The organism is Pseudomonas sp. DG56-2, assembly GCF_004803755.1.
Lineage (GTDB): Bacteria > Pseudomonadota > Gammaproteobacteria > Pseudomonadales > Pseudomonadaceae > Aquipseudomonas > Aquipseudomonas auratipiscis.
In genome coordinates, this window is record NZ_CP032311.1 from 1,199,809 (window position 1) to 1,218,435 (window position 18,627).

The 18,627-nt window shown below is 59.8% G+C and carries 19 protein-coding genes; 10 read left to right on the forward strand and 9 right to left on the reverse strand.

The genetic code is table 11. The annotated features are described in order from the left end of the window. The first annotated feature begins 110 nt into the window (after positions 1–110). The gene (locus tag D3Z90_RS05640; RefSeq protein ID WP_136474808.1) at positions 111–485 is read left to right on the forward strand and encodes a hypothetical protein; all 375 of its coding nucleotides are present in this window, start codon (positions 111–113) and stop codon (positions 483–485) included. A 5-nt stretch (positions 486–490) separates the two neighbouring features. On the opposite strand, the gene D3Z90_RS05645 is transcribed toward D3Z90_RS05640, so the two are convergent. Further along, positions 491–1,597 (reverse strand): enoyl-CoA hydratase/isomerase family protein, encoded by a 1,107-nt coding sequence (locus D3Z90_RS05645; protein WP_136474809.1) that lies wholly within the window; start codon positions 1,595–1,597, stop codon positions 491–493. Between the two features lie 127 nt (positions 1,598–1,724). Between D3Z90_RS05645 and ung the strand changes: the two genes are divergently transcribed. Beyond that, positions 1,725–2,417: a uracil-DNA glycosylase gene (ung, locus tag D3Z90_RS05650; RefSeq protein WP_136474810.1), complete on the forward strand. Its 693-nt coding sequence runs from the start codon at positions 1,725–1,727 to the stop codon at positions 2,415–2,417. A gap of 15 nt (positions 2,418–2,432) precedes the next feature. On the opposite strand, the gene D3Z90_RS05655 is transcribed toward ung, so the two are convergent. The 5 genes from D3Z90_RS05655 to D3Z90_RS05675 form a co-directional block, all read right to left on the reverse strand. Beyond that, positions 2,433–3,494 (reverse strand): AbrB family transcriptional regulator, encoded by a 1,062-nt coding sequence (locus tag D3Z90_RS05655; protein WP_136474811.1) that lies wholly within the window; start codon positions 3,492–3,494, stop codon positions 2,433–2,435. Beyond that, entirely contained in the window at positions 3,487–5,001 is a 1,515-nt protein-coding gene (locus D3Z90_RS05660; RefSeq protein WP_136474812.1) for a tripartite tricarboxylate transporter permease, read from the reverse strand. Before D3Z90_RS05660 ends, D3Z90_RS05655 begins: the two co-directional genes overlap by 8 nt. A gap of 1 nt (position 5,002) precedes the next feature. After that, entirely contained in the window at positions 5,003–5,461 is a 459-nt protein-coding gene (locus D3Z90_RS05665; protein ID WP_136474813.1) for a tripartite tricarboxylate transporter TctB family protein, read from the reverse strand. A 144-nt stretch (positions 5,462–5,605) separates the two neighbouring features. Beyond that, positions 5,606–6,586 carry a tripartite tricarboxylate transporter substrate binding protein gene (locus D3Z90_RS05670; RefSeq protein WP_136474814.1) on the reverse strand — a complete coding sequence of 327 codons (981 nt, stop codon included), beginning with the start codon at positions 6,584–6,586 and terminating at the stop codon, positions 5,606–5,608. Positions 6,587–6,620: 34 nt separating this feature from the next. Next, positions 6,621–7,910, reverse strand: a complete 1,290-nt coding sequence (locus D3Z90_RS05675) for an OprD family porin (protein WP_136474815.1) — start codon at positions 7,908–7,910, stop codon at positions 6,621–6,623. A gap of 203 nt (positions 7,911–8,113) precedes the next feature. On the opposite strand from D3Z90_RS05675, the gene D3Z90_RS05680 reads away from it, so the two are divergent. Further along, complete coding sequence (locus D3Z90_RS05680) at positions 8,114–8,785, forward strand: response regulator (protein WP_136474816.1); 672 nt, start codon at positions 8,114–8,116, stop codon at positions 8,783–8,785. Then, a complete protein-coding gene (locus D3Z90_RS05685) occupies positions 8,778–10,157 on the forward strand; it encodes a sensor histidine kinase (protein WP_136474817.1) in 1,380 nt (459 codons plus the stop codon). The genes D3Z90_RS05680 and D3Z90_RS05685 overlap by 8 nt, the downstream gene beginning before the upstream one ends. Here the strand turns inward: D3Z90_RS05685 and D3Z90_RS05690 are convergent. Together D3Z90_RS05690 and D3Z90_RS05695 are read right to left on the reverse strand one after the other, a co-directional pair. Next, positions 10,154–10,963: an HDOD domain-containing protein gene (locus D3Z90_RS05690; RefSeq protein WP_136474818.1), complete on the reverse strand. Its 810-nt coding sequence runs from the start codon at positions 10,961–10,963 to the stop codon at positions 10,154–10,156. The genes D3Z90_RS05685 and D3Z90_RS05690 overlap by 4 nt on opposite strands. Positions 10,964–11,023: 60 nt before the next feature. Beyond that, on the reverse strand, positions 11,024–11,965 hold the full coding sequence (locus D3Z90_RS05695; protein ID WP_136474819.1) for a folate-binding protein YgfZ: 942 nt from the start codon (positions 11,963–11,965) through the stop codon (positions 11,024–11,026). Between the two features lie 165 nt (positions 11,966–12,130). Between D3Z90_RS05695 and D3Z90_RS05700 the strand changes: the two genes are divergently transcribed. Beyond that, complete coding sequence (locus tag D3Z90_RS05700) at positions 12,131–12,385, forward strand: succinate dehydrogenase assembly factor 2 (RefSeq protein WP_136474820.1); 255 nt, start codon at positions 12,131–12,133, stop codon at positions 12,383–12,385. Then, positions 12,369–12,821, forward strand: coding sequence for a protein YgfX (locus D3Z90_RS05705; RefSeq protein ID WP_136474821.1), 453 nt, complete (start codon positions 12,369–12,371; stop codon positions 12,819–12,821). Before D3Z90_RS05700 ends, D3Z90_RS05705 begins: the two co-directional genes overlap by 17 nt. On the opposite strand, the gene nadB is transcribed toward D3Z90_RS05705, so the two are convergent. Continuing rightward, positions 12,790–14,406 (reverse strand): L-aspartate oxidase, encoded by a 1,617-nt coding sequence (gene nadB, locus D3Z90_RS05710; protein ID WP_136474822.1) that lies wholly within the window; start codon positions 14,404–14,406, stop codon positions 12,790–12,792. The two genes, D3Z90_RS05705 and nadB, sit on opposite strands and share 32 nt — an antisense overlap. A gap of 434 nt (positions 14,407–14,840) precedes the next feature. Between nadB and rpoE the strand changes: the two genes are divergently transcribed. The 4 genes from rpoE (at position 14,841) to D3Z90_RS05730 (ending at position 18,626) form a co-directional block, all read left to right on the forward strand. After that, complete coding sequence (rpoE, locus tag D3Z90_RS05715; protein WP_010220971.1) at positions 14,841–15,422, forward strand: RNA polymerase sigma factor RpoE; 582 nt, start codon at positions 14,841–14,843, stop codon at positions 15,420–15,422. A gap of 31 nt (positions 15,423–15,453) precedes the next feature. Further along, positions 15,454–16,044: an RseA family anti-sigma factor gene (locus tag D3Z90_RS05720; RefSeq protein WP_136474823.1), complete on the forward strand. Its 591-nt coding sequence runs from the start codon at positions 15,454–15,456 to the stop codon at positions 16,042–16,044. 12 nt (positions 16,045–16,056) lie between these two features. Further along, the gene (locus D3Z90_RS05725) at positions 16,057–17,022 is read left to right on the forward strand and encodes a MucB/RseB C-terminal domain-containing protein (RefSeq protein ID WP_136474824.1); all 966 of its coding nucleotides are present in this window, start codon (positions 16,057–16,059) and stop codon (positions 17,020–17,022) included. 221 nt (positions 17,023–17,243) lie between these two features. Continuing rightward, positions 17,244–18,626, forward strand: coding sequence for a DegQ family serine endoprotease (locus D3Z90_RS05730; protein WP_371922309.1), 1,383 nt, complete (start codon positions 17,244–17,246; stop codon positions 18,624–18,626). Position 18,627 lies beyond the last annotated feature (1 nt).

An 18,627-nucleotide genomic window follows, 5' to 3' on the forward strand; every position in this document is an offset into this window, starting at 1 on the left:
GGGAGCACCGGCGCTTCTTTTGATGGTCTTAATTCGTGTCGATGAACGCTTGCCGATCGACGCCGACCAGCGCCGCTGGAATGGGCAGTTTCGCGGTCCGGGAGGCCGCTATGTATCGCCGACTTTTGCTTATTGCCGTGCTGAGTTCGCTGACCGCCGCTTGTGTCCCTTATGGAGGTAATGGCTACTACCATCGCACTGACGTCTATACCGCCGACCGATATGGCTATCCTGGCTATTACCGGCCTTCCTACCCGTCCAACCGTGGCTACTATGTGGTGCCGCAGCAGCGTTACTACTCGCCGCCCCCTCGGCATTACCGGCCACCGTCCCATTATTATCGCTCGCCGCCGCAGTATTACCGCCCGGCACCGGATCACTACTACAAGCCTTATCCAGGTCGTGGGCATGATCGTTATCGCCAGGGGGCTTCACGGCATGAGCGTGACCGTGATGGTCGAGCCCATGGCAACTGGCACCGCTAGGTTGTTCAGACAAGGTCCGCCAAAGGGTGGCGGCCTTCCCAAACTTTAGAGAAGTGCGCATTGACGACCGCCGCTGGCACCTTGGCAATGTCCGCCCAGTGCCAGCGTGGCTGCTGATCCTTGTCGACCAGCCGGGCGCGCACGCCTTCGGCGAACTCAGGGTGGCGACAACAATTGAGACTCATGCTGTATTCCATCTGGAATACCTGCGCCAGTGACAGATAGCGTGCTCGCTGAATCTGCTGCCAGACCAGGTGGGCGGTCAGCGGGCACCCTTCGAGCATGGTTTGTGCAGCTTTTGCCAGAAGCGGGTCGTCATGGCCCCGCAGCGTGGCAATGGCCCGCCAGGCACAGACCGGGTCAGCGACGTCGAGCAGTGCGTCGATCTGCTGGCGTCGAGGCAGCCACTGGGCTTGTGGCATCTCAGCCTGGGCTCTGTGCTCCTGGGCCTTGAGCAGGCTGTTCAATTGCAGAGCAGTCTGTTCTTGCCAGTTCAATTGGAGCAGGTCATCGATCAGTTCCTTCTGCTGATTGTCCCCCAGCAATCGATCTGCCAGGCCCAGGTCCAAGGCGTCGCGGGCATTGAGGCCAACCCCGGTCATGCCGAGGAACAGGCCGAGTTTTCCGGGTAGGCGGGCAAGAAACCAGCTGGCACCTACATCCGGGTACAAGCCGATACTGATTTCGGGCATGGCCAAGCGGCTGCTCGGTGTCACGATGCGCACGTTGGCGCCTTGCAGCAGGCCCATGCCGCCACCCAGCACGTGGCCATGCCCCCAGCACAGCACGGGTTTGGGATACGTGTGCAGGCGATAGTCCAAGCGATATTCTGCTTCGAAGAAGTTCGCTGCCAGGGTCGGAACAGTCCCCGGCTGGTCGCGACAGGCCTGCATCAAGCTGCGAACATCACCACCGGCGCAAAACGCCTTGGTGCCTGCGCCGCGCAACAACACACAGACAATTTCCGGGTTGTCCGCCCATTGCGCCAGTTGCTGATCGAGCACTTCGATCATCGGCAATGACAAGGCATTGAGCGCCTTCTCTGCATCCAGAGTGGCGATGCCGATTCGTGCGCCATCGACGCCGGTGAGTTCTTCGCACTGAACTGCCATGGGCGACCTCATTGGTTTTATCCGGACAAGTATGGTCGGTGTCGGCGAAACTGCTGGTCGCCGGTCGGATCGATTGACAAGCGCGGGCAGCTTTCCTAGTGTCGCGCCATTGTTTACGGATGGCCCCATGACTGACGACGATCGCATCAAACTTGAACCCAGCTGGAAAGAAGCGCTGCGTGCCGAATTCGAGCAACCCTATATGCACCAACTGCGTGAGTTTTTGCGCGCGGAGCATGCGGCAGGCAAGGAAATCTATCCGCCGGGTCCGTTGATTTTCAATGCACTGAATTCAACCCCACTGGACCAAGTGAAGGTGGTAATCCTCGGCCAGGATCCCTATCACGGTCCGGGACAGGCGCATGGCCTGTGTTTTTCGGTGCAGCCGGGTACTGCCACGCCGCCCTCGCTGGTCAATATCTATAAAGAGTTGCACCGCGACCTCAACATCGAGATCCCCAAGCACGGGTGCCTGCAGCATTGGGCGAATCAGGGCGTATTGCTGCTCAACACCACCATGACCGTGGAGCGCGCCAATGCTGCCTCCCACGCCAAAAAAGGCTGGGAGTTTTTCACTGATCGCATCATTGAGCTGGTCAGCGAGCACCAGCCCAATACCGTGTTCCTACTCTGGGGCGCGCATGCGCAGAGCAAACAGAAATTGATCGATGGCACCAAGCACCTGGTGCTCAAGTCAGTGCACCCGTCGCCGTTGTCTGCTTACCGCGGGTTCCTTGGTTGCGGGCATTTCAGCCGTACCAACAAGTTCCTCGAACAACATGGCCTGACGCCAGTGCAATGGGCGTTGCCGCCGTTGTAAGTATAAAAGGAAGCCTTAGCTTCCTTTTTTACTGTCTGGCCCGGCTGTGGAGTGCTCGCCGATCCAATGGCGAAACAGCGGCTCGGCCAGAAACAGCACAAACAGTAAGCGCATCACCTGTAGCGCGGTCACCAGAGGGACAGAAAGCTGCAGCGTTTCGGCGGTCAGGCTCATTTCCGCAATGCCACCGGGCATCATCCCCAGGGTCAACGAGCGCAGGTCCAACTGGGTCAATTGGCTCAACACCCAGGCTGCAACAGCGGCGATCAGCATGCTCAGGGCGGTAGCAATCAGCGTGCGTCCAAGGAATGAGGGCGCACGGCGAAAGAAGGCTCGGTTGAAATGACAACCCAGTCCACTGCCGATCAGCCATTGACCAATCTGACTGGCACCGTCGGGGAGCGCGATCTGCAGGTTGGCGCCGACGCTGGCAATGGCAGCCACCAGCAGTGGTCCGAACAACCAGGGGTTGGGCTGTTTCAAGCGCTGCCATAGCCATGCTGCAACAATCCCCAAAGGGCAGATCAGTGCCAGCCAGCCCCAACTGACACTACCGGCATGGGTTAGCACCACACCGTCACCAAGCAGGTACTTGAACAGCGCCGGTACACACAACACCACGGCCAGCACACGCAAGCTTTGTGCCGCCGCCACCTGGCTGAGTACCGCGCCATTGCGCGCACCGAGGTTGACCATTTCTCCCGAGCCGCCCGGCATGCTGGAAAAGAACGCCGTGGCGCGGTCTTCGCCGGTGCGGCGCAACAGCCAGATGCCGACCACGCTGGACACACTGGTGATCAATGCACCGCAAAAGATCAGGCCGAAATTGCTCGCCACCTGTTCGATTACAGCCGGGGTAAAATGCAGGCCGATACCGATGCCGATAATCCATTGGCCGCATTTGCGCCCGCCGGGTATTTCGCTCAACTGCCAGGGGGTCAGGCAGCGCACCAGGATGATCGCCAACAGCGAACCGACCATCCATGGCAGCGGCCAGCCAACCTGGCTGGCGATGTAGCCGCCAACCAGGCCAACCAGTCCAGTCGCCCAATACAATTTCAACGGCCCATTAGACATCAGCCAGAGCACGACGCTGGATGCTGCGCTTGCGCCAGATACGCAGCAGTGGCAGAAGCATCATGGTAATGGTCAGCGCCCATACACTCATGCTGATCGGGCTGGACCAGAGAATGTCCAGGGCACCATTGGAAATCGACAGGGCACGGCGCAGGTTCTGCTCCATCAATCCACCGAGAATGAAGCCCAGCAAGATCGGCGACAGCGGGAAATCCAGCTTGCGCAGGATGTAACCGAAGATACCGATGCCGATCATCAGGAACAGGTCGAAGGTGGTCGCATGCACGGCGTAGACGCCGATCGCGGTAATGATCGCGATGATTGGCACCAGGGCCCAGTTCGGCACCGCAAGAATGCGGGTGAAAATGCGGATCATCGGAATGTTGAGGATCACCAGCATGATGTTGGCGATGAACAGTGAAGCGATCAGGCCCCAGACAATGTCAGGTTGCTGGGCGAACAGCATTGGTCCGGGGGTGATGTTGTACAGGGTCAAGGCGCCGATCATCACCGCGGTGGTGCCAGAGCCGGGGACGCCGAGGGTCAGCATGGGGACCAGGGCGCCGCAGCATGAAGCACCGATGGCGGTTTCTGGAGCCGCCAGGCCACGCTTGTCGCCTTTGCCAAAAGTACCGCTGGCACCGGCGATGCGCTTCTCGGTCATATAGGCAACAGCACTGGCCAGGGTCGCACCGGCACCGGGCAATACACCCATGATGAAACCGAGCACGCCGCAGCGAATATTGACCACGAATACCGACGCTGCTTCCTTGAAGTTGAACAACATGCGTCCGGTGGCTTTCACTGCTTCATGGCCGTGATGGGTTTTTTCCAGCAGCAGCAGGATTTCGCTGATGGAGAACAGACCCAGTACCAACACGACAAATTGAATGCCGTCAGCCAGGTGGACGCTGTCGCCGGTGAATCGGTAGACGCCACTGTTGGCATCGATGCCGACGCTGGACAGGAACAGACCAATCAATGCCGCGATGAAGGTCTTGAGCGGACGATCACCGGCCATGCCACCCAAACAGACAATGGCAAACACCATCAGTACAAAGTATTCCGCGGGTCCAAAGGCGATCGCCCATTTCGCCAGCAAGGGGGCAAACAGCACCATGCCGCACGTGGCGATGAACGCGCCGATGAACGAGCTCCAGGCCGACAGCGACAGTGCCACGCCGGCCAGGCCCTGGCGCGCCATGGGGTAGCCGTCGAGGGTGGTCATCACGGTCGACGCTTCACCGGGGATGTTGAGCAGGATCGAGCTGATGCGTCCGCCGTATTCGCAACCCAAGTACACAGCGGCCAGCAGAATCAGTGCTGATTCCGGTGGCAGGCCGAGGGCAAATGCGATCGGAATCAACAAGGCCACGCCATTGATCGGGCCCAGGCCCGGCAACAGGCCAACCACGGTGCCGATCAAGGTGCCGGACAAGGCCGTAACCAAGTTGTAGGGACTCAGGGCGACGCCGAAGCCTTGGCCCAGATAGCTGAGAGTATCCATGTCAATTCTCCAGAACGTCGAGTAAGCCCAGGGGCAGAGGGACATCCATGACTCGGTCGAACAACCAGTACAGGGCGATCGTCATAAGGCCGATGATTACCACGCTGGGTAGCCATCGCCCGCCATAGAGACGGGCCATCGGTACGCCAATCAGCACGCCGCTGAGAATGAAACCGAGTGGCTCGAACGTGGCAGCGAAGACCAGCAGCAGGCCCACACACAGGGCAATCTTGTTGAGGGTCTCGCGGTCCAGTTCTGGCTCGTCGTCTTTGTGCACAATGGGTGTTGGTCGAAAGGCCAGGTACATAAGCCCCAGCGCCATCAAACCGAGCATCAGTAACGGGTAGGCGCGGGGGCCGACCGGTTCGTAGGAAAAAGCCGCCTGATAGGGCCAGGCCATCACGGCCAGGACGGCGCATAGCGCCAGCAGAATCAGGGCGAAGACACGTTGCAGGATCATGTCGCCTGTCCTCAATGAGGTTCACAAACAGTCATCGATTTTGTTGGGGCGCCGTTTTCAAAGGCAAAAGGCAACGCCTTTCCCGTCAGGGCCGCAGGGGCAGCCCTTCATGGATGAACCCGCTCCAACGAGGGAATGACGGCCTTACTGGATCAGCCCGAATTCCTTGGCCAGGGCCTTGTAGTCAGCCACCTGTTTTTTTACATAGGTGTCCAACTCGGCGCCGGTCATGGCGAAAGGGAAGAGTTCGCGCTGGTCACGCAGCTTGGCGAACTCTTCGGAGGCCAGCAGTTTGTCGAACGAGGCTTTCCACCAGTCGTACTCTTCATCAGTGACTTTTGGCCCCAGATAGAAACCGCGCACCACCGGCCAGACGATGTCGTAGCCTTGCTCCTTGGCGGTAGGAATGTTCTTCATTTCCGGCTCGTCCAGCCGGGTCTCGGCGAACACTGCCAACAGGCGCATGTCACCACTCTGGATATGCGGCATGGAGTCGGAGATGTCGGTACTGCCGACCTGGATGTGCCCACCCAACAGTGCCGTGGCAATTTCGCCGCCGCCTTCAAGGGCGACATAACGAAGATCGCGCGGGTTGATACCTGCGGCTTTGGCGATCAGCGCTGTTTGCATCCAGTCCTGGCTGCCGACGGTACCGCCTGAACCGATCACCACTTTGCTTGGATCTTTTTTCAGCGCCGCAACCAGGTCATCCAGGGTTTTGTAGGGCGAGTCGTTTTTCACCGCGATGGCGCCATAGCTGGTGCCGACCGCCGCCAGCCAGCGCACGGCATTTTCGTCGAAGCGGCCGAATTTGCCTTGCGCCAGATTGAGTAGCGAACCGCTGGACCAGGCCACCAGGGTACCGGCATCCGCCGGGCGCTGGGCAACCACTGCGTTGTAGGCGACCGCGCCGACACCGCCGGGCATGTAGGTGACGCGCATGGGTTTGCTGAGAATTTTCTCGTTGACCAGGGCGCTTTGCACCAACTTGCAGGTCAGGTCGAAACCACCGCCGGGTGAGGCGGGGGCGATACATTCCGGGCGTTTCGGTTCGGCTGCCATGGCTTGGCCGGCGAGCATCAAGCAGGCCGTGGCGAGGGCAATGCGGCGCAGTGAAAAGGTCATCGTCGATCTCCGTGAGCGTTATTGTTATCGGGGATTACCACAGCGCAAGGCTGTAACTCACCAGCAGTCGAACTTCATCCGCATCACGGGCGAAGTTCGAGCGGAAGGTGGCGTTGCGCAGGCGCACGGCGACGTTTTTCAGGGCGCCACTTTGCACCACATACTTGAATTCGGTATTGCGTTCCCATTCCTTGCCCTCGCCGCCATCGGCCAGGCTGACATTATCGCCGCTGATGTAGCGGGTCATGAAGGTCAGGCCAGGGATACCCAGTTTGGCGAAGTCGTAGTCGTAGCGAGCTTGCCAGGAGCGCTCGTCGGCGCCGGCAAAGTCGTTGATCTGAACGAAGTTGACCAGGTACGGATCAGCGCCATCGACGTAAGGGAAGGCGGTATCGCCTGACAGGTGCTGGTAGCCGGCACTGAGCTTGTGGCCCAGAAGGCTGTAGCTGAGCATGCCGTTGAGCGCAGTGTTGTCGATCTCGCCGCCGCGGGCCTGACCTTGGTCATCACTGAAGGCCATGCGCAGGTCGGCGCCAAACGTGCCCGGCCCCCAAGGCTGACTGGCGAGCATGCCGACGAAGTGCTGGCGGTAGACATCGTCGAGCTGAGCCCAATGGTAGCTACCGGTAATCTTGTCGGTGAACTTGTAATCCAGGCCGGCCATGTCGAAGTGGTTGCCGGCAACAGTGCCTAGAAAGCGACTGTTCTTGTTGTTCAGGGCGATGTCCTGATTGTCGGTGCTGTCGCGATCCTTGGCTTTTTCCAGGCGGCCGCCAGTAAACGTCAGGTTCTTGATTTCACCGGAGGTCAGCAACCCGCCTTCGAAGGTTTGCGGCAGGATACGACCGTTGTTTGGCTGCAGGGTCGGCAGTTCTGGCATCAAGGTGCCGACTTTGAGCTCGGTGGCCGAAATCTTGACCTTGCCGGTCAGGCCAAGCTTGGAGTATTCATCGGCTGCGCGACCGCTGTCGTGGGTGGGCAGCAAACCGCTGCCTGTGCGGTCGGGACTGGAGTCGAGCTTGATGCCGAGCATACCAAGGGCATCCAGGCCAAAGCCTACAGTGCCATCGGTGTAGCCGGACTCGAAGTTGAGCATGAAGCCCTGAGCCCACTCATCACGCTTGGACTGTTGAGCGCTGGTGCCATCGCGAAAGTCGCGATTGAAATACATGTTGCGGGTTTCGAAGGTCGCCTTGCTGCCATCGAAGAAGGCGGCTTGACTCATTGGCGCAACGCCGGCAAGGGCGAGGGCGCTGATAACGGCGGACTGGCGGGTAGGCAAGCGGCGGGTAGGCACATAGGCCTGTGGCTGCATGGACAGCATCGTCGAGTAACTCCGTTTTTGTTCTTATTAGTTCGAACTTCAAGGTTCGGTTGTACGGCAAGCAGAGTGAGCCGTGAGAGGATGCTAGGGGCTGAACCTTTCACTAACCTTTCAACTGCTTTTCATCGTTACGAAGGCTTCACAGGCGAGCAGTCGGCTGTACACTCCGCGCCATTGACCTGGACCTGACAGGAGAAAAAACAATGCGTGTGCTGCTTGTAGAAGACCATCTGCAGCTAGCGGAGAGCGTGGCTCAGGCTCTCAAGAGCACGGGGCTGACAGTGGATGTGCTGCATGATGGCGTGGCTGCCGACCTGGCGCTGGCCAGCGAGGAATATGCAGTGGCGGTGCTCGATGTCGGGCTGCCGCGCATGGACGGCTTCGAGGTGCTTGCGCGCTTGCGCGCACGTGGCAAGACCGTACCGGTGTTGATGTTGACGGCACGCAGTGACGTCAAGGATCGGGTTCATGGCTTGAACCTGGGTGCCGATGACTACCTGGCCAAGCCGTTCGAGCTCACCGAGCTTGAAGCGCGGGTCAAGGCCTTGCTGCGTCGTAGCGTACTCGGTGGCGAGCGCCAGCAACGCTGCGGGCCGCTGGTCTATGACCTCGATACCCGGCGCTTTACCCTCGATGACGATTTGCTGACCCTGACCTCCCGCGAGCAGGCGGTGCTCGAAGCCTTGATCGCACGTCCTGGGCGGGTGATGAGCAAAGAGCAGTTGGCCGCCCAGGTGTTCGGCCTGGATGAGGAAGCCAGCGCCGATGCGATCGAGATTTACATCCATCGTCTGCGCAAGAAGCTTGACGGTCATGCCGTGGTCATCGTCACTTTCAGGGGGCTCGGTTACCTGCTCGAGCACCGCGATGCGTGACAGTGGCAGTCTGCGCGGGCGCTTGGTGTGGAACCTGGCCCTGCTGCTGGTGGTGTTGATGCTCGCCAGTGGGCTCAGTGCCTATTGGAACGGACGCGAAGCGGCCGACACTGCCTATGACCGAACCCTGTTGGCGTCGGCGCGCACCATCGCTGCCGGCCTGTCCCAGCGCGACGGCACGCTCAGCGCCGATGTGCCCTATGTGGCCTTGGATACCTTTGCGTACGACAGCGCCGGACGCATCTACTACCAAGTCAACGATATTCATCAACGCCTTATTTCCGGCTACGAAAACCTCCCCGCGCCACCACCAGGCACGCCGCGCACCGATGATTACCCAGCGCTGGCGCGGTTCTACAATGCGCGCTACTTGGGCCAGGATGTGCGCGTGGTGAGTCTGCTCAAGGCCGTCAGTGAGCCGAACATGAATGGCATGGCCGAAATTCGTGTGGCCGAAACCGAAGAAGCGCGGGTGCGCATGGCCCGCAGCCTGATGGCCGATACCTTGTTGCGTCTGGGCATGCTGGCTCTGGGCGCACTGATGCTGGTGTGGTTCGCGGTGAGCGCTGCATTGCGCCCGTTGGAGCGCTTGCGTGGTGCCGTCGAAGAGCGTCAGCCCGACGACCTGCGGGCCCTGCCGCTGGTCGAGGTGCAGCGTGAGCTTAGCCCACTGGTGCGCGCCTTGAACCACTTTACCGAGCGGCTACGCGAGCAGTTCGAGCGTCAGGCGCAGTTTATTGCCGAGGCCGCTCATGAGCTGCGCACCCCCCTTGCGGCCCTCAAGGCCCGGGTCGAGTTGGGCCTGCGCTCTAATGAGCCTCAGGTCTGGCGCGATACTCTGGAGTCAGCGGTCCAGGGCACAGACCGGCTGACCCACCTGGCCAACCAGTTGCTGTCGTTGGCGCGAGTGGAAAACGGTGCGCGAGCGATTGCCGAAGGTGGCGCGCAACTGCTTGACCTCAGTCAACTGGCACGGGAACTGGGGATGGCCATGGCGCCACTGGCCTACGCCCGTGGAGTGGCGTTGGCATTGGAGGCTGAGGCCCCGGTGCATGTCCGTGGCGAGCCTACGCTACTCAATGAATTGCTCAGCAACCTGGTAGACAATGCCTTGGCCCACACACCCAAGGGCGGCAATGTCATCTTGCGGGTCTACGCGCCGGGGGTGCTGGAAGTCGAGGACGATGGCCCGGGCATTCCGGAGGATGAGCGTGAACGGGTGTTCGAGCGCTTCTATCGCCGCAATGCGCAAGGGACCGGCCTGGGCCTGGCGATTGTCGGAGAAATCTGCCGCGCGCATCTGGCGAAGATCAGCCTGCACGATGGCGAACGGGGCGGGTTGAAAGTGCGAGTCAGTTTTATCGGCGATTAACGAAACATGGCCCGGGCCTGGAGCAACTCGCCGGCCACAAGTTCGGTGCCGGTGGGCAGCCCCAGATGACGGTAGGCCGGAAGGGCTGCCAAGGGGCGGGACTTGCCGGGGCCAGCGCTCAGCGCCCGGGCAATCTGGACAATGTCAACGTAGTCGACCCGATCGCTACCGCGATCCAGATTGAGCACCTGTCCAGGTAGTTTCACCAGTTGTTCGGGAAATTCCCAACTGCTCAGAATCTTGTCGCCGAGTGCCGGATGGATCTGGTCGATGACATAGTTCAGGCATACCGGGTCAGAGAGCAGCTCATTGTGCTCTTCGGCATAGATCAGGATAGGCAGTACACCGATCTGGTGAACCAGGCCGGCGAGGGCGCCCTGGTCAGGCTTGAGTTGGGTGTAACGCAAGCAGAGTTCGTAGCTGATACCCGCCACCTCCAAACTACTGGCCCATATTTCGCGCATTTTCCTTTCCACCACCTCAGAACGGGCGTGGAAGATCTGCTCGATCACCAGGCCGACGGCCAGGTTGCAGCTGTAGTTGATGCCGAGGCGGGTAATGGCCGTCTGCAAGTCGGTCACTTCGACCGTGGCGCGCAGCAGCGGGCTGTTCACTACCTTGATCAGGCGCGCAGTCAGGGCAGTGTCGCGGCCGATGACTTTACTCAGGGCACTGACGCTGATCTCGCTGTCTTCGGCGGCCTCGCGGATGCTCAAGGCGACCTCGGGTAAGGTCGGCAACACCAGGTCATCATTGTCGATGGCGGCCAGCAACTGGGCCTGGACCGTCTCGGCCAGCTTGTTCATGGTGACTCTCTAACGCAATTCAAAAGGGCCCCGGCGTTCTACCGTCGGGGCGAGGCCGACTCAGCGTTGGATTTCGCGGTCGCGATCCAGCTCGTAGGGCAGGGACAGCAGGTTCAGATCCGGGCCGTCCGGGCTTCCCAGGTGCAGGTTGTTGTCTTGCACAGCATCGGCGGTCAGCACCGCCAGGAGCTCGATACCGTCTGCGCTGCGTGCCGCAAGCACCACTTCACCTACCGAAGAGCCGTGGGTCGGCGAGAAAATCTCGGTACCGGGCTCTGGCACGTTCTCGCCTGCCAAGGCTACCCGGTATTGGCGCCGCTTGAGCTTGCCCAGGTATTGCATGCGGGCGACGATTTCCTGACCGGTATAGCAGCCTTTCTTGAAGCTGACGCCGCCGACGGCCTGCAGGTTGATCATCTGCGGAATGAACAGCTCGCGAGTCTGGGCCATGACCTGGCCAATCCCTGCACGAATCTGCCCCAGCAGCCAGTCGTTCAGCGTAGCCTGCGAAAGCTTTGCAGCTAACTGCTCTTGTACCTGCCGTGCTTGTTCGGCGGGTACCCATAGCTCGATGCGGCCGATTGACACGGCAATGGCAATCAGCCCGTTATGCCGGGTGATGCCATCAATCTGCGCAGGTACTTCGATGCCCAGATCGTGCAGGGCCGATTCACCCTCCTGCAATCCGAAGCGAACCCAGGCGTCGCTGTCATCGGTCAGTTTGGCTTTGGAGAACACTGCATACTTTTTCAGGTCGGCAAGTTGCGGCTCAAGCAGCTCACGAGCCATGGCCAGCAGAAAGCCGTCGGCGTCGGGAAGGATGCGAAAGCTCGACTGCATTCGGCCCTTGACCATGCAACGCGCACCCAGACTGCTGGTACTGTCGTTGAGGTAGTTGATGTTGCAGGTCAGTTGGCCTTGCAGGAACTTGCCGGCGTCCGAGCCGCGGACGGCGAGGATGCCTTCGTGGGATAGCGTGCAGAAAAAAGCGGAATCGGCCATGAGTCATCGCAAGGTAATAAGACTGGGGGCCATGATAGAGCGCTGTTGGCAAAATAGGTAGTTGAGGGTACGCCTCTGTGATTATTTGCTCACATGTCCGGACCAACGTCTCGTGTTTCCCGGGCGCTGGCTCTGTATACTGGCGGCCTATTTTAGGAGGGCTCCATGGTCGAACAAACTGAACTCAATCGGCTCTTTTGGCACAGCCGACGCGGCATGCTCGAGCTGGACGTATTGCTGGTGCCTTTCAGTGCCGAGGTTTATCCGACCTTGAGCCAGGAAGATCGTGACCTGTACAAGCGCCTGCTCAGCTGTGAAGACCAGGATATGTTCGGCTGGTTCATGGAGCGCAGCGAGTCCGAAGATCCAGAGCTGCAGCGCATGGTTCGCATCATCCTGGATCGTGTCCAGCCCAAGTGAGCGCTTCGAGTGTCGCTGGTACGGCTCAAAAGGCCTGCTGGCGGCCTACCTGGTCAGCTTGTTGCTGGCCTTGCTCGGCTTAAGCCTGCTGGAAGTTCCGTGGTGGCAACAGGTTGGCGGCAGTATCTTGTGTCTGTTGCACGCCGGTTGGACCATCCCGAGACGAATCTTGCTGAATCACCCTCAGGCCGTTAGCGGGTTGCGATGCGACCGTGACGGCTGGCACCTTTTCAGTCGAGCCCAGGGTTGGCAAAAAGTGCAGTTACGTCCCGATAGCCTGGCCTTGCCGGGTTTGATCGTTCTGCGTTATCGCCCTGCGGGTCGGCGCTGGAGCCAGGGACTGTGCATTACCTATGACGCGCTGGAGCCGGTGCAACACCGACGCCTGCGCGTGCGCCTGAAATTCAGTCGTCGTAGGTGGGTGGCTGCAGAATAGTGTCGCGTGCTTCGTCGAGCATGCCTGGGTAGTCCAGGGTGTAATGCAGACCTCGGCTTTCCTTGCGCTGCATGGCGCAGTGAATCATCAACTCGGCCACCTGGGCCAGGTTGCGAAGCTCGATTAGGTCACGGCTTACCTTGTAGTTGCTGTAGAACTCGTCGATTTCGTCGAGCAGCAGACGCACCCGATGTTCTGCGCGTTGCAGGCGCTTGCTGGTTCGCACAATTCCCACATAGTCCCACATGAAGCGCCGCAGCTCGTCCCAGTTGTGCGCAATGATCACGTCCTCATCCGAGTCGGTGACCTGGCTGGCGTCCCAGCCGGGCAATTGCCGAGGCATGTTCACCTGCTCCAGGTGGGCTTCAATGTCATTGGCAGCGGCGCGCCCATAAACGAAGCATTCGAGCAGTGAATTGCTGGCCATGCGGTTGGCGCCATGCAGCCCAGTGAAACTGGTTTCGCCGATGGCGTAGAGGCCGGGGACATCGGTATGGCCGCGTTCGTCCACCATCACGCCACCACAGGTGTAATGGGCGGCAGGCACCACAGGGATCGGTTGGCGGGTGATATCGATGCCGAAGGTCAGGCAGCGCTCATAGACAGTAGGGAAGTGGCTTTTGATGAAGTCTTCGGGTTTGTGGCTGATGTCGAGGTAGACGCAATCCACGCCCAGGCGCTTCATTTCGTGGTCGATGGCGCGAGCGACGATATCGCGTGGCGCCAACTCTTCGCGCGGGTCGAAGCGGGGCATGAAGCGCTCGCCATTGGGCAGCCGCAGCAGCGCCCCTTCACCGCGAAGGGCTTCGGTCACCAGGAAACTCTTGGCCTGCGGGTGATAAAGGCAGGTGGGATGAAACTGATTGAACTCAAGGTTTGCCACCCGGCAACCCGCGCGCCAGGCCATGGCGATACCGTCGCCACAGGCTCCGTCCGGGTTGCTGGTGTACAGATAGACTTTGGCGGCACCGCCGGTCGCGAGCACCGTGAAGCGTGCGCCAAATGTGTCGACCTCCCCCGTGTTGCGATTCAGCACATAGGCACCCAGGCAGCGATCACCGTCCTGGCCAAGGCGTCGCTCGGTGATCAGGTCAACCGCAACGCGCTGCTCCAGCAGCTCTATGTTGGGTCTTTGCTTTGCCTGCGCCAGTAACGTGGTGAAAATCGCCGCGCCGGTGGCATCGGCGGCGTGGATGATGCGCCGGTGGCTGTGGCCACCTTCGCGGGTCAGATGGAACTCGAAGCCACCATCGTCAACGCTGGCGTGTTCGTCGCGAGTAAAAGGTACGCCTTGGTCGATCAGCCACTGGATCGCTTCGCGGCTGTGCTCGACAGTGAAGCGCACGGCATCTTCGTGGCACAAGCCACCACCGGCATTGAGGGTATCTTCGACGTGGGACTGGACTGTGTCGGTGTCGTCCAGTACCGCGGCAACCCCGCCTTGGGCCCAGTAGGTCGAACCGTTGGCGAGATCGCCCTTGCTCAGCACGGCAACGCGCAGGTGCCCGGGAAGGTTCAGCGCCAGGCTCAGGCCGGCGGCACCGCTGCCGATCACGAGGACATCATGTTGGAGTTGTTGGCTCATGTCAGGACACTAGTATCTGAAGGGGGGGATCGGCACAATAGTCAGGCGCTTATGGCATTGTGAAACTATCGTTAATCTGGACCGGCTGTCTTTATATCAGCCTCGGTGCCCAGATTTCCAATGGCGCTTGCGAGGTGCTGGCAGCTTTTTGTGGGAACTTTCCACGTTGTGTGGATATCCATAGAAGGTTGTCCGCACACCACAATGCCGTGGCGACGCATGGCAGTAGCCCATAATTAAGGTACTGTTGGCGTATTCGAAACCCGATTATCGACGCAGCCGGCCGTGTCCGTGCCGCGTTTTTCGTGCGGGCCGACCAAGGGCCGCAGGAAACTTGCTTGGAGGGGAGAACTTTTGCGAAAAGCCCGAGTCTATGGTTGCAAGCCTGAACGATGCTTCTCGCAACGCTCCCTCAAGTTCATTGAGGAGTGTTCATGCTAACCCAGGAAGAGGATCAGCAGCTTGTCGAGCGCGTGCAGCGTGGCGACAGGCGAGCGTTTGATCTGTTGGTGCTGAAGTATCAGCACAAGATTCTCGGGTTGATCGTGCGTTTTGTACACGACACCCATGAAGCCCAGGATGTGGCGCAGGAAGCTTTCATCAAGGCTTACCGGGCGCTTGGAAATTTTCGCGGGGACAGTGCTTTTTATACCTGGCTGTACCGCATTGCCATCAACACGGCAAAGAACTATCTGGTGTCACGCGGTAGGCGTCCACCAGACAGCGATGTGAGTTCCGAGGATGCGGAATTTTACGACGGCGATCATGGCCTCAAGGATCTGGAGTCCCCCGAGCGTGCGTTGTTGCGAGATGAGATCGAAGGCACCGTCCATCGGACCATTCAGCAACTGCCAGAAGATTTGCGTACGGCGTTAACTTTACGTGAATTTGATGGTCTGAGTTACGAGGACATTGCCAGCGTCATGCAGTGTCCGGTTGGCACCGTGCGCTCTCGAATTTTCCGCGCTCGGGAGGCCATAGACAAAGCCCTGCAGCCCTTGTTGCAGGAAACCTGAGACAGCGGCGACAGCCAAGAGAGGAACCGCCATGAGTCGTGAAGCTTTGCAGGAATCGCTGTCCGCGGTGATGGATAACGAAGCGGATGAACTTGAGTTACGTCGGGTGTTGAACGCCGTCGACGATGCTGAAACCCGTGCCACTTGGTCGCGTTACCAGGTTGCGCGTGCGGCCATGCACAAGGAGCTGGTGCTGCCACAGTTGGATATCGCCGCCGCCGTCTCGGCAGCGCTGGCTGATGAAGATGTACCGGTCAAGGCCAATCGTGGTCCTTGGCGCAGCCTGACTCGCCTGGCTGTAGCCGCCTCGGTTACCGTCGCCGTGCTGGCAGGTGTGCGCCTGTATAACCAGGATGACATCAGCGGTGCTCAGTTGGCTGCCCAGCAACCCGCTCAGCAAGGCCTGATCGCGCCACAAGTTCAAGGCCCCGCCGTACTGGCAGGCTATAGTGAAAGTGCAGAACAGCCTGGCCCAATGGCCAATGGCGTGCTGCAAGGGCAATCCGGCTGGCATGACCAGCGTCTGCCCGGCTATCTGCGTCAGCATGCTCAGGAAGCAGCCCTGAAGGGTACCGAGAGCGCTCTGCCGTATGCTCGCGCTGCCAGCCTGGAAAACCGTTAAGTAAGGAGGATCATGCGCGCGCTACCTCTCATACCGCTGTTGCTGGGTGGCTGGCTGATTCTGCCGGCCCATGCGGCGAACTCCTCCCCGGAGGCGGGCGACTGGCTGAAAAAGCTGGCGCAGGCAGAGCAACAGCAGAGCTATCAGGGTACTTTCGTTTACGAGCGTAACGGCAGCTTCTCCACCCACGACATCTGGCATCGTGTCCAGGACGGCAAGGTCAGCGAGCGGTTGCTTCAGCTCGATGGCTCGGCCCAGGAAGTCGTGCGTGTCGATGGGCATACCCAGTGCGTAAGTGGCTCCCTGGTGTCAGGTGTCACCAATGCACCGGAGTCAACGGCGCGAGTGCTTGATCCTCTCAAGTTGATGAGCTGGTATGACCTTGGGGTCTCTGGCAAGTCACGAGTGGCGGGGCGTGAGGCGGTCATCGTCTCGCTGAGCCCGCGTGATCAACATCGATATGGGTTTGAATTGCACCTGGACAAACAGACCGGGCTGCCACTCAAGTCATTGATGCTTGATGACAAGGGGCGTTTGCTTGAGCGCTTCCAGTTCACCCGGCTGGACACTCGGGACGCGCCGACCGATGACCAGCTCAAGGCAGGTGAACAATGCAAACCTGTAGCGCAGGTTGCTGCGCAGGCTGTACAGCCTGCCGCGGGATGGCGCTGGGATTGGTTGCCGCCAGGCTTCGAGCTCATCGACAGTGCCTTGCGCAAAGACCCTGAAGGTAAAGGCGCTGTCAGCAGCTTGATGTTCGATGATGGTCTGGCGCGTTTCTCGGTGTTTGTCGAAGCCTTGAATGGCGGTTCTGCAGCGGATATCCGTACCCAATTGGGCCCTACCGTGGCAGTGTCGCGACGCTTGACCACGCCTACTGGTGAGATGATGGTGACAGTTGTGGGCGAAATTCCGATTGGCACCGCCGAGCGGATTGCGTTGTCGATACGACCTCAGGACACCCAGGCCAAAAAATGATCAGCAAGTACAGTGCTCACCGGTCGAGGATTGCTTGGCTGACATGATTGGCAAGCTTTGCAGTTTGCAAAAAACTCAGAATTTATCTATAGGTCAGGCCTTTCGGGGTCTGGCCTTTCCTGCTTCTGCAGGGCCCTACTGCTAACCACGCTCGATGTGACGGGAGCCGTATGTCAATACCACGCTTGAAAACCTACCTATCGTTGTTCGCCGCCGTGCTTATGCTCGGTCAGGTGGCCACCGCTGCCCAGGCCGAAGCCCTTCCGGACTTCACGACCCTGGTGGAGCAGGCCTCACCTGCGGTGGTCAACATCAGTACCAAACAGAAACTGCCGGATCGCAAGTACGCAGCTGGCCAGATGCCGGATCTCGAAGGCCTGCCGCCGATGTTCCGCGAGTTTTTCGAGCGCAACATGCCACAGCAGCCGCGTTCACCGCGTGGTGATCGCCAGCGTGAAGCGCAGTCGCTGGGTTCGGGCTTCATTATTTCCAGTGACGGTTACGTGCTGACCAATAACCATGTGGTGGCCGACGCCGACGAAATCATCGTCCGTCTTTCCGATCGCAGTGAGCTGCAAGCCAAACTGGTCGGCACTGACCCACGTACCGACGTGGCATTGCTCAAGGTTGAAGGCAAAAACCTGCCAACCGTCAAGCTGGGCGACTCCGAGAGGCTCAAGGTGGGCGAATGGGTGCTGGCCATCGGCTCGCCTTTCGGATTCGATCACTCGGTGACCAAGGGTATCGTCAGCGCCAAGGGGCGTACCTTGCCTAACGACACGTATGTGCCGTTCATCCAGACCGATGTGGCGATCAACCCGGGCAACTCTGGGGGCCCGCTGTTCAACATGAACGGTGAGGTGGTGGGTATCAACTCGCAGATCTTCACCCGTTCGGGTGGTTTCATGGGCCTGTCGTTCGCCATTCCGATCGACGTGGCAATTGATGTATCCAACCAGTTGAAGAAAGACGGCAAGGTCAGCCGCGGCTGGCTCGGTGTGGTGATCCAGGAGGTCAACAAAGACCTGGCTGAGTCCTTCGGCCTGGACAAGCCCGCTGGCGCCCTGGTTGCCCAGGTTCTGGAAGAGGGTCCGGCAGCCAAGGGTGGCCTGCAGGTCGGTGACGTGATCCTGACCATGAACGGTCAGCCGATCGTCATGTCGGCTGACTTGCCACACCTGGTTGGCAGCCTGAAAGATGGTGCCAAGGCCAAGCTCGACATTATTCGCAACGGTAAGCGCCAAAGCCTGGATATCACCGTGGGTGCGCTGCCTGAAGATGACGCCGAGATTACCGCCAGTGCCAACGGTGGCGTTGAGCGCAGCAGTAATCGTCTCGGTGTTTCGGTAGCCGATCTGACTGCCGAGCAGAAGAAAACCCTGGAACTCAAGGGTGGCGTAGTCATCAAGGAAGTCCAGGACGGTCCAGCGGCCATGATTGGCCTGCGTCCGGGCGATGTCATCAGTCACCTGAACAACCAGGCGATTCTTTCGGCCAAGCAGTTCACTGAAATTGCCAAGGAGCTGCCTAAGAACCGTTCCGTGTCCATGCGCGTACTGCGTCAAGGTCGGGCAAGCTTCATCACCTTCAAGCTGGCTGAGTAAG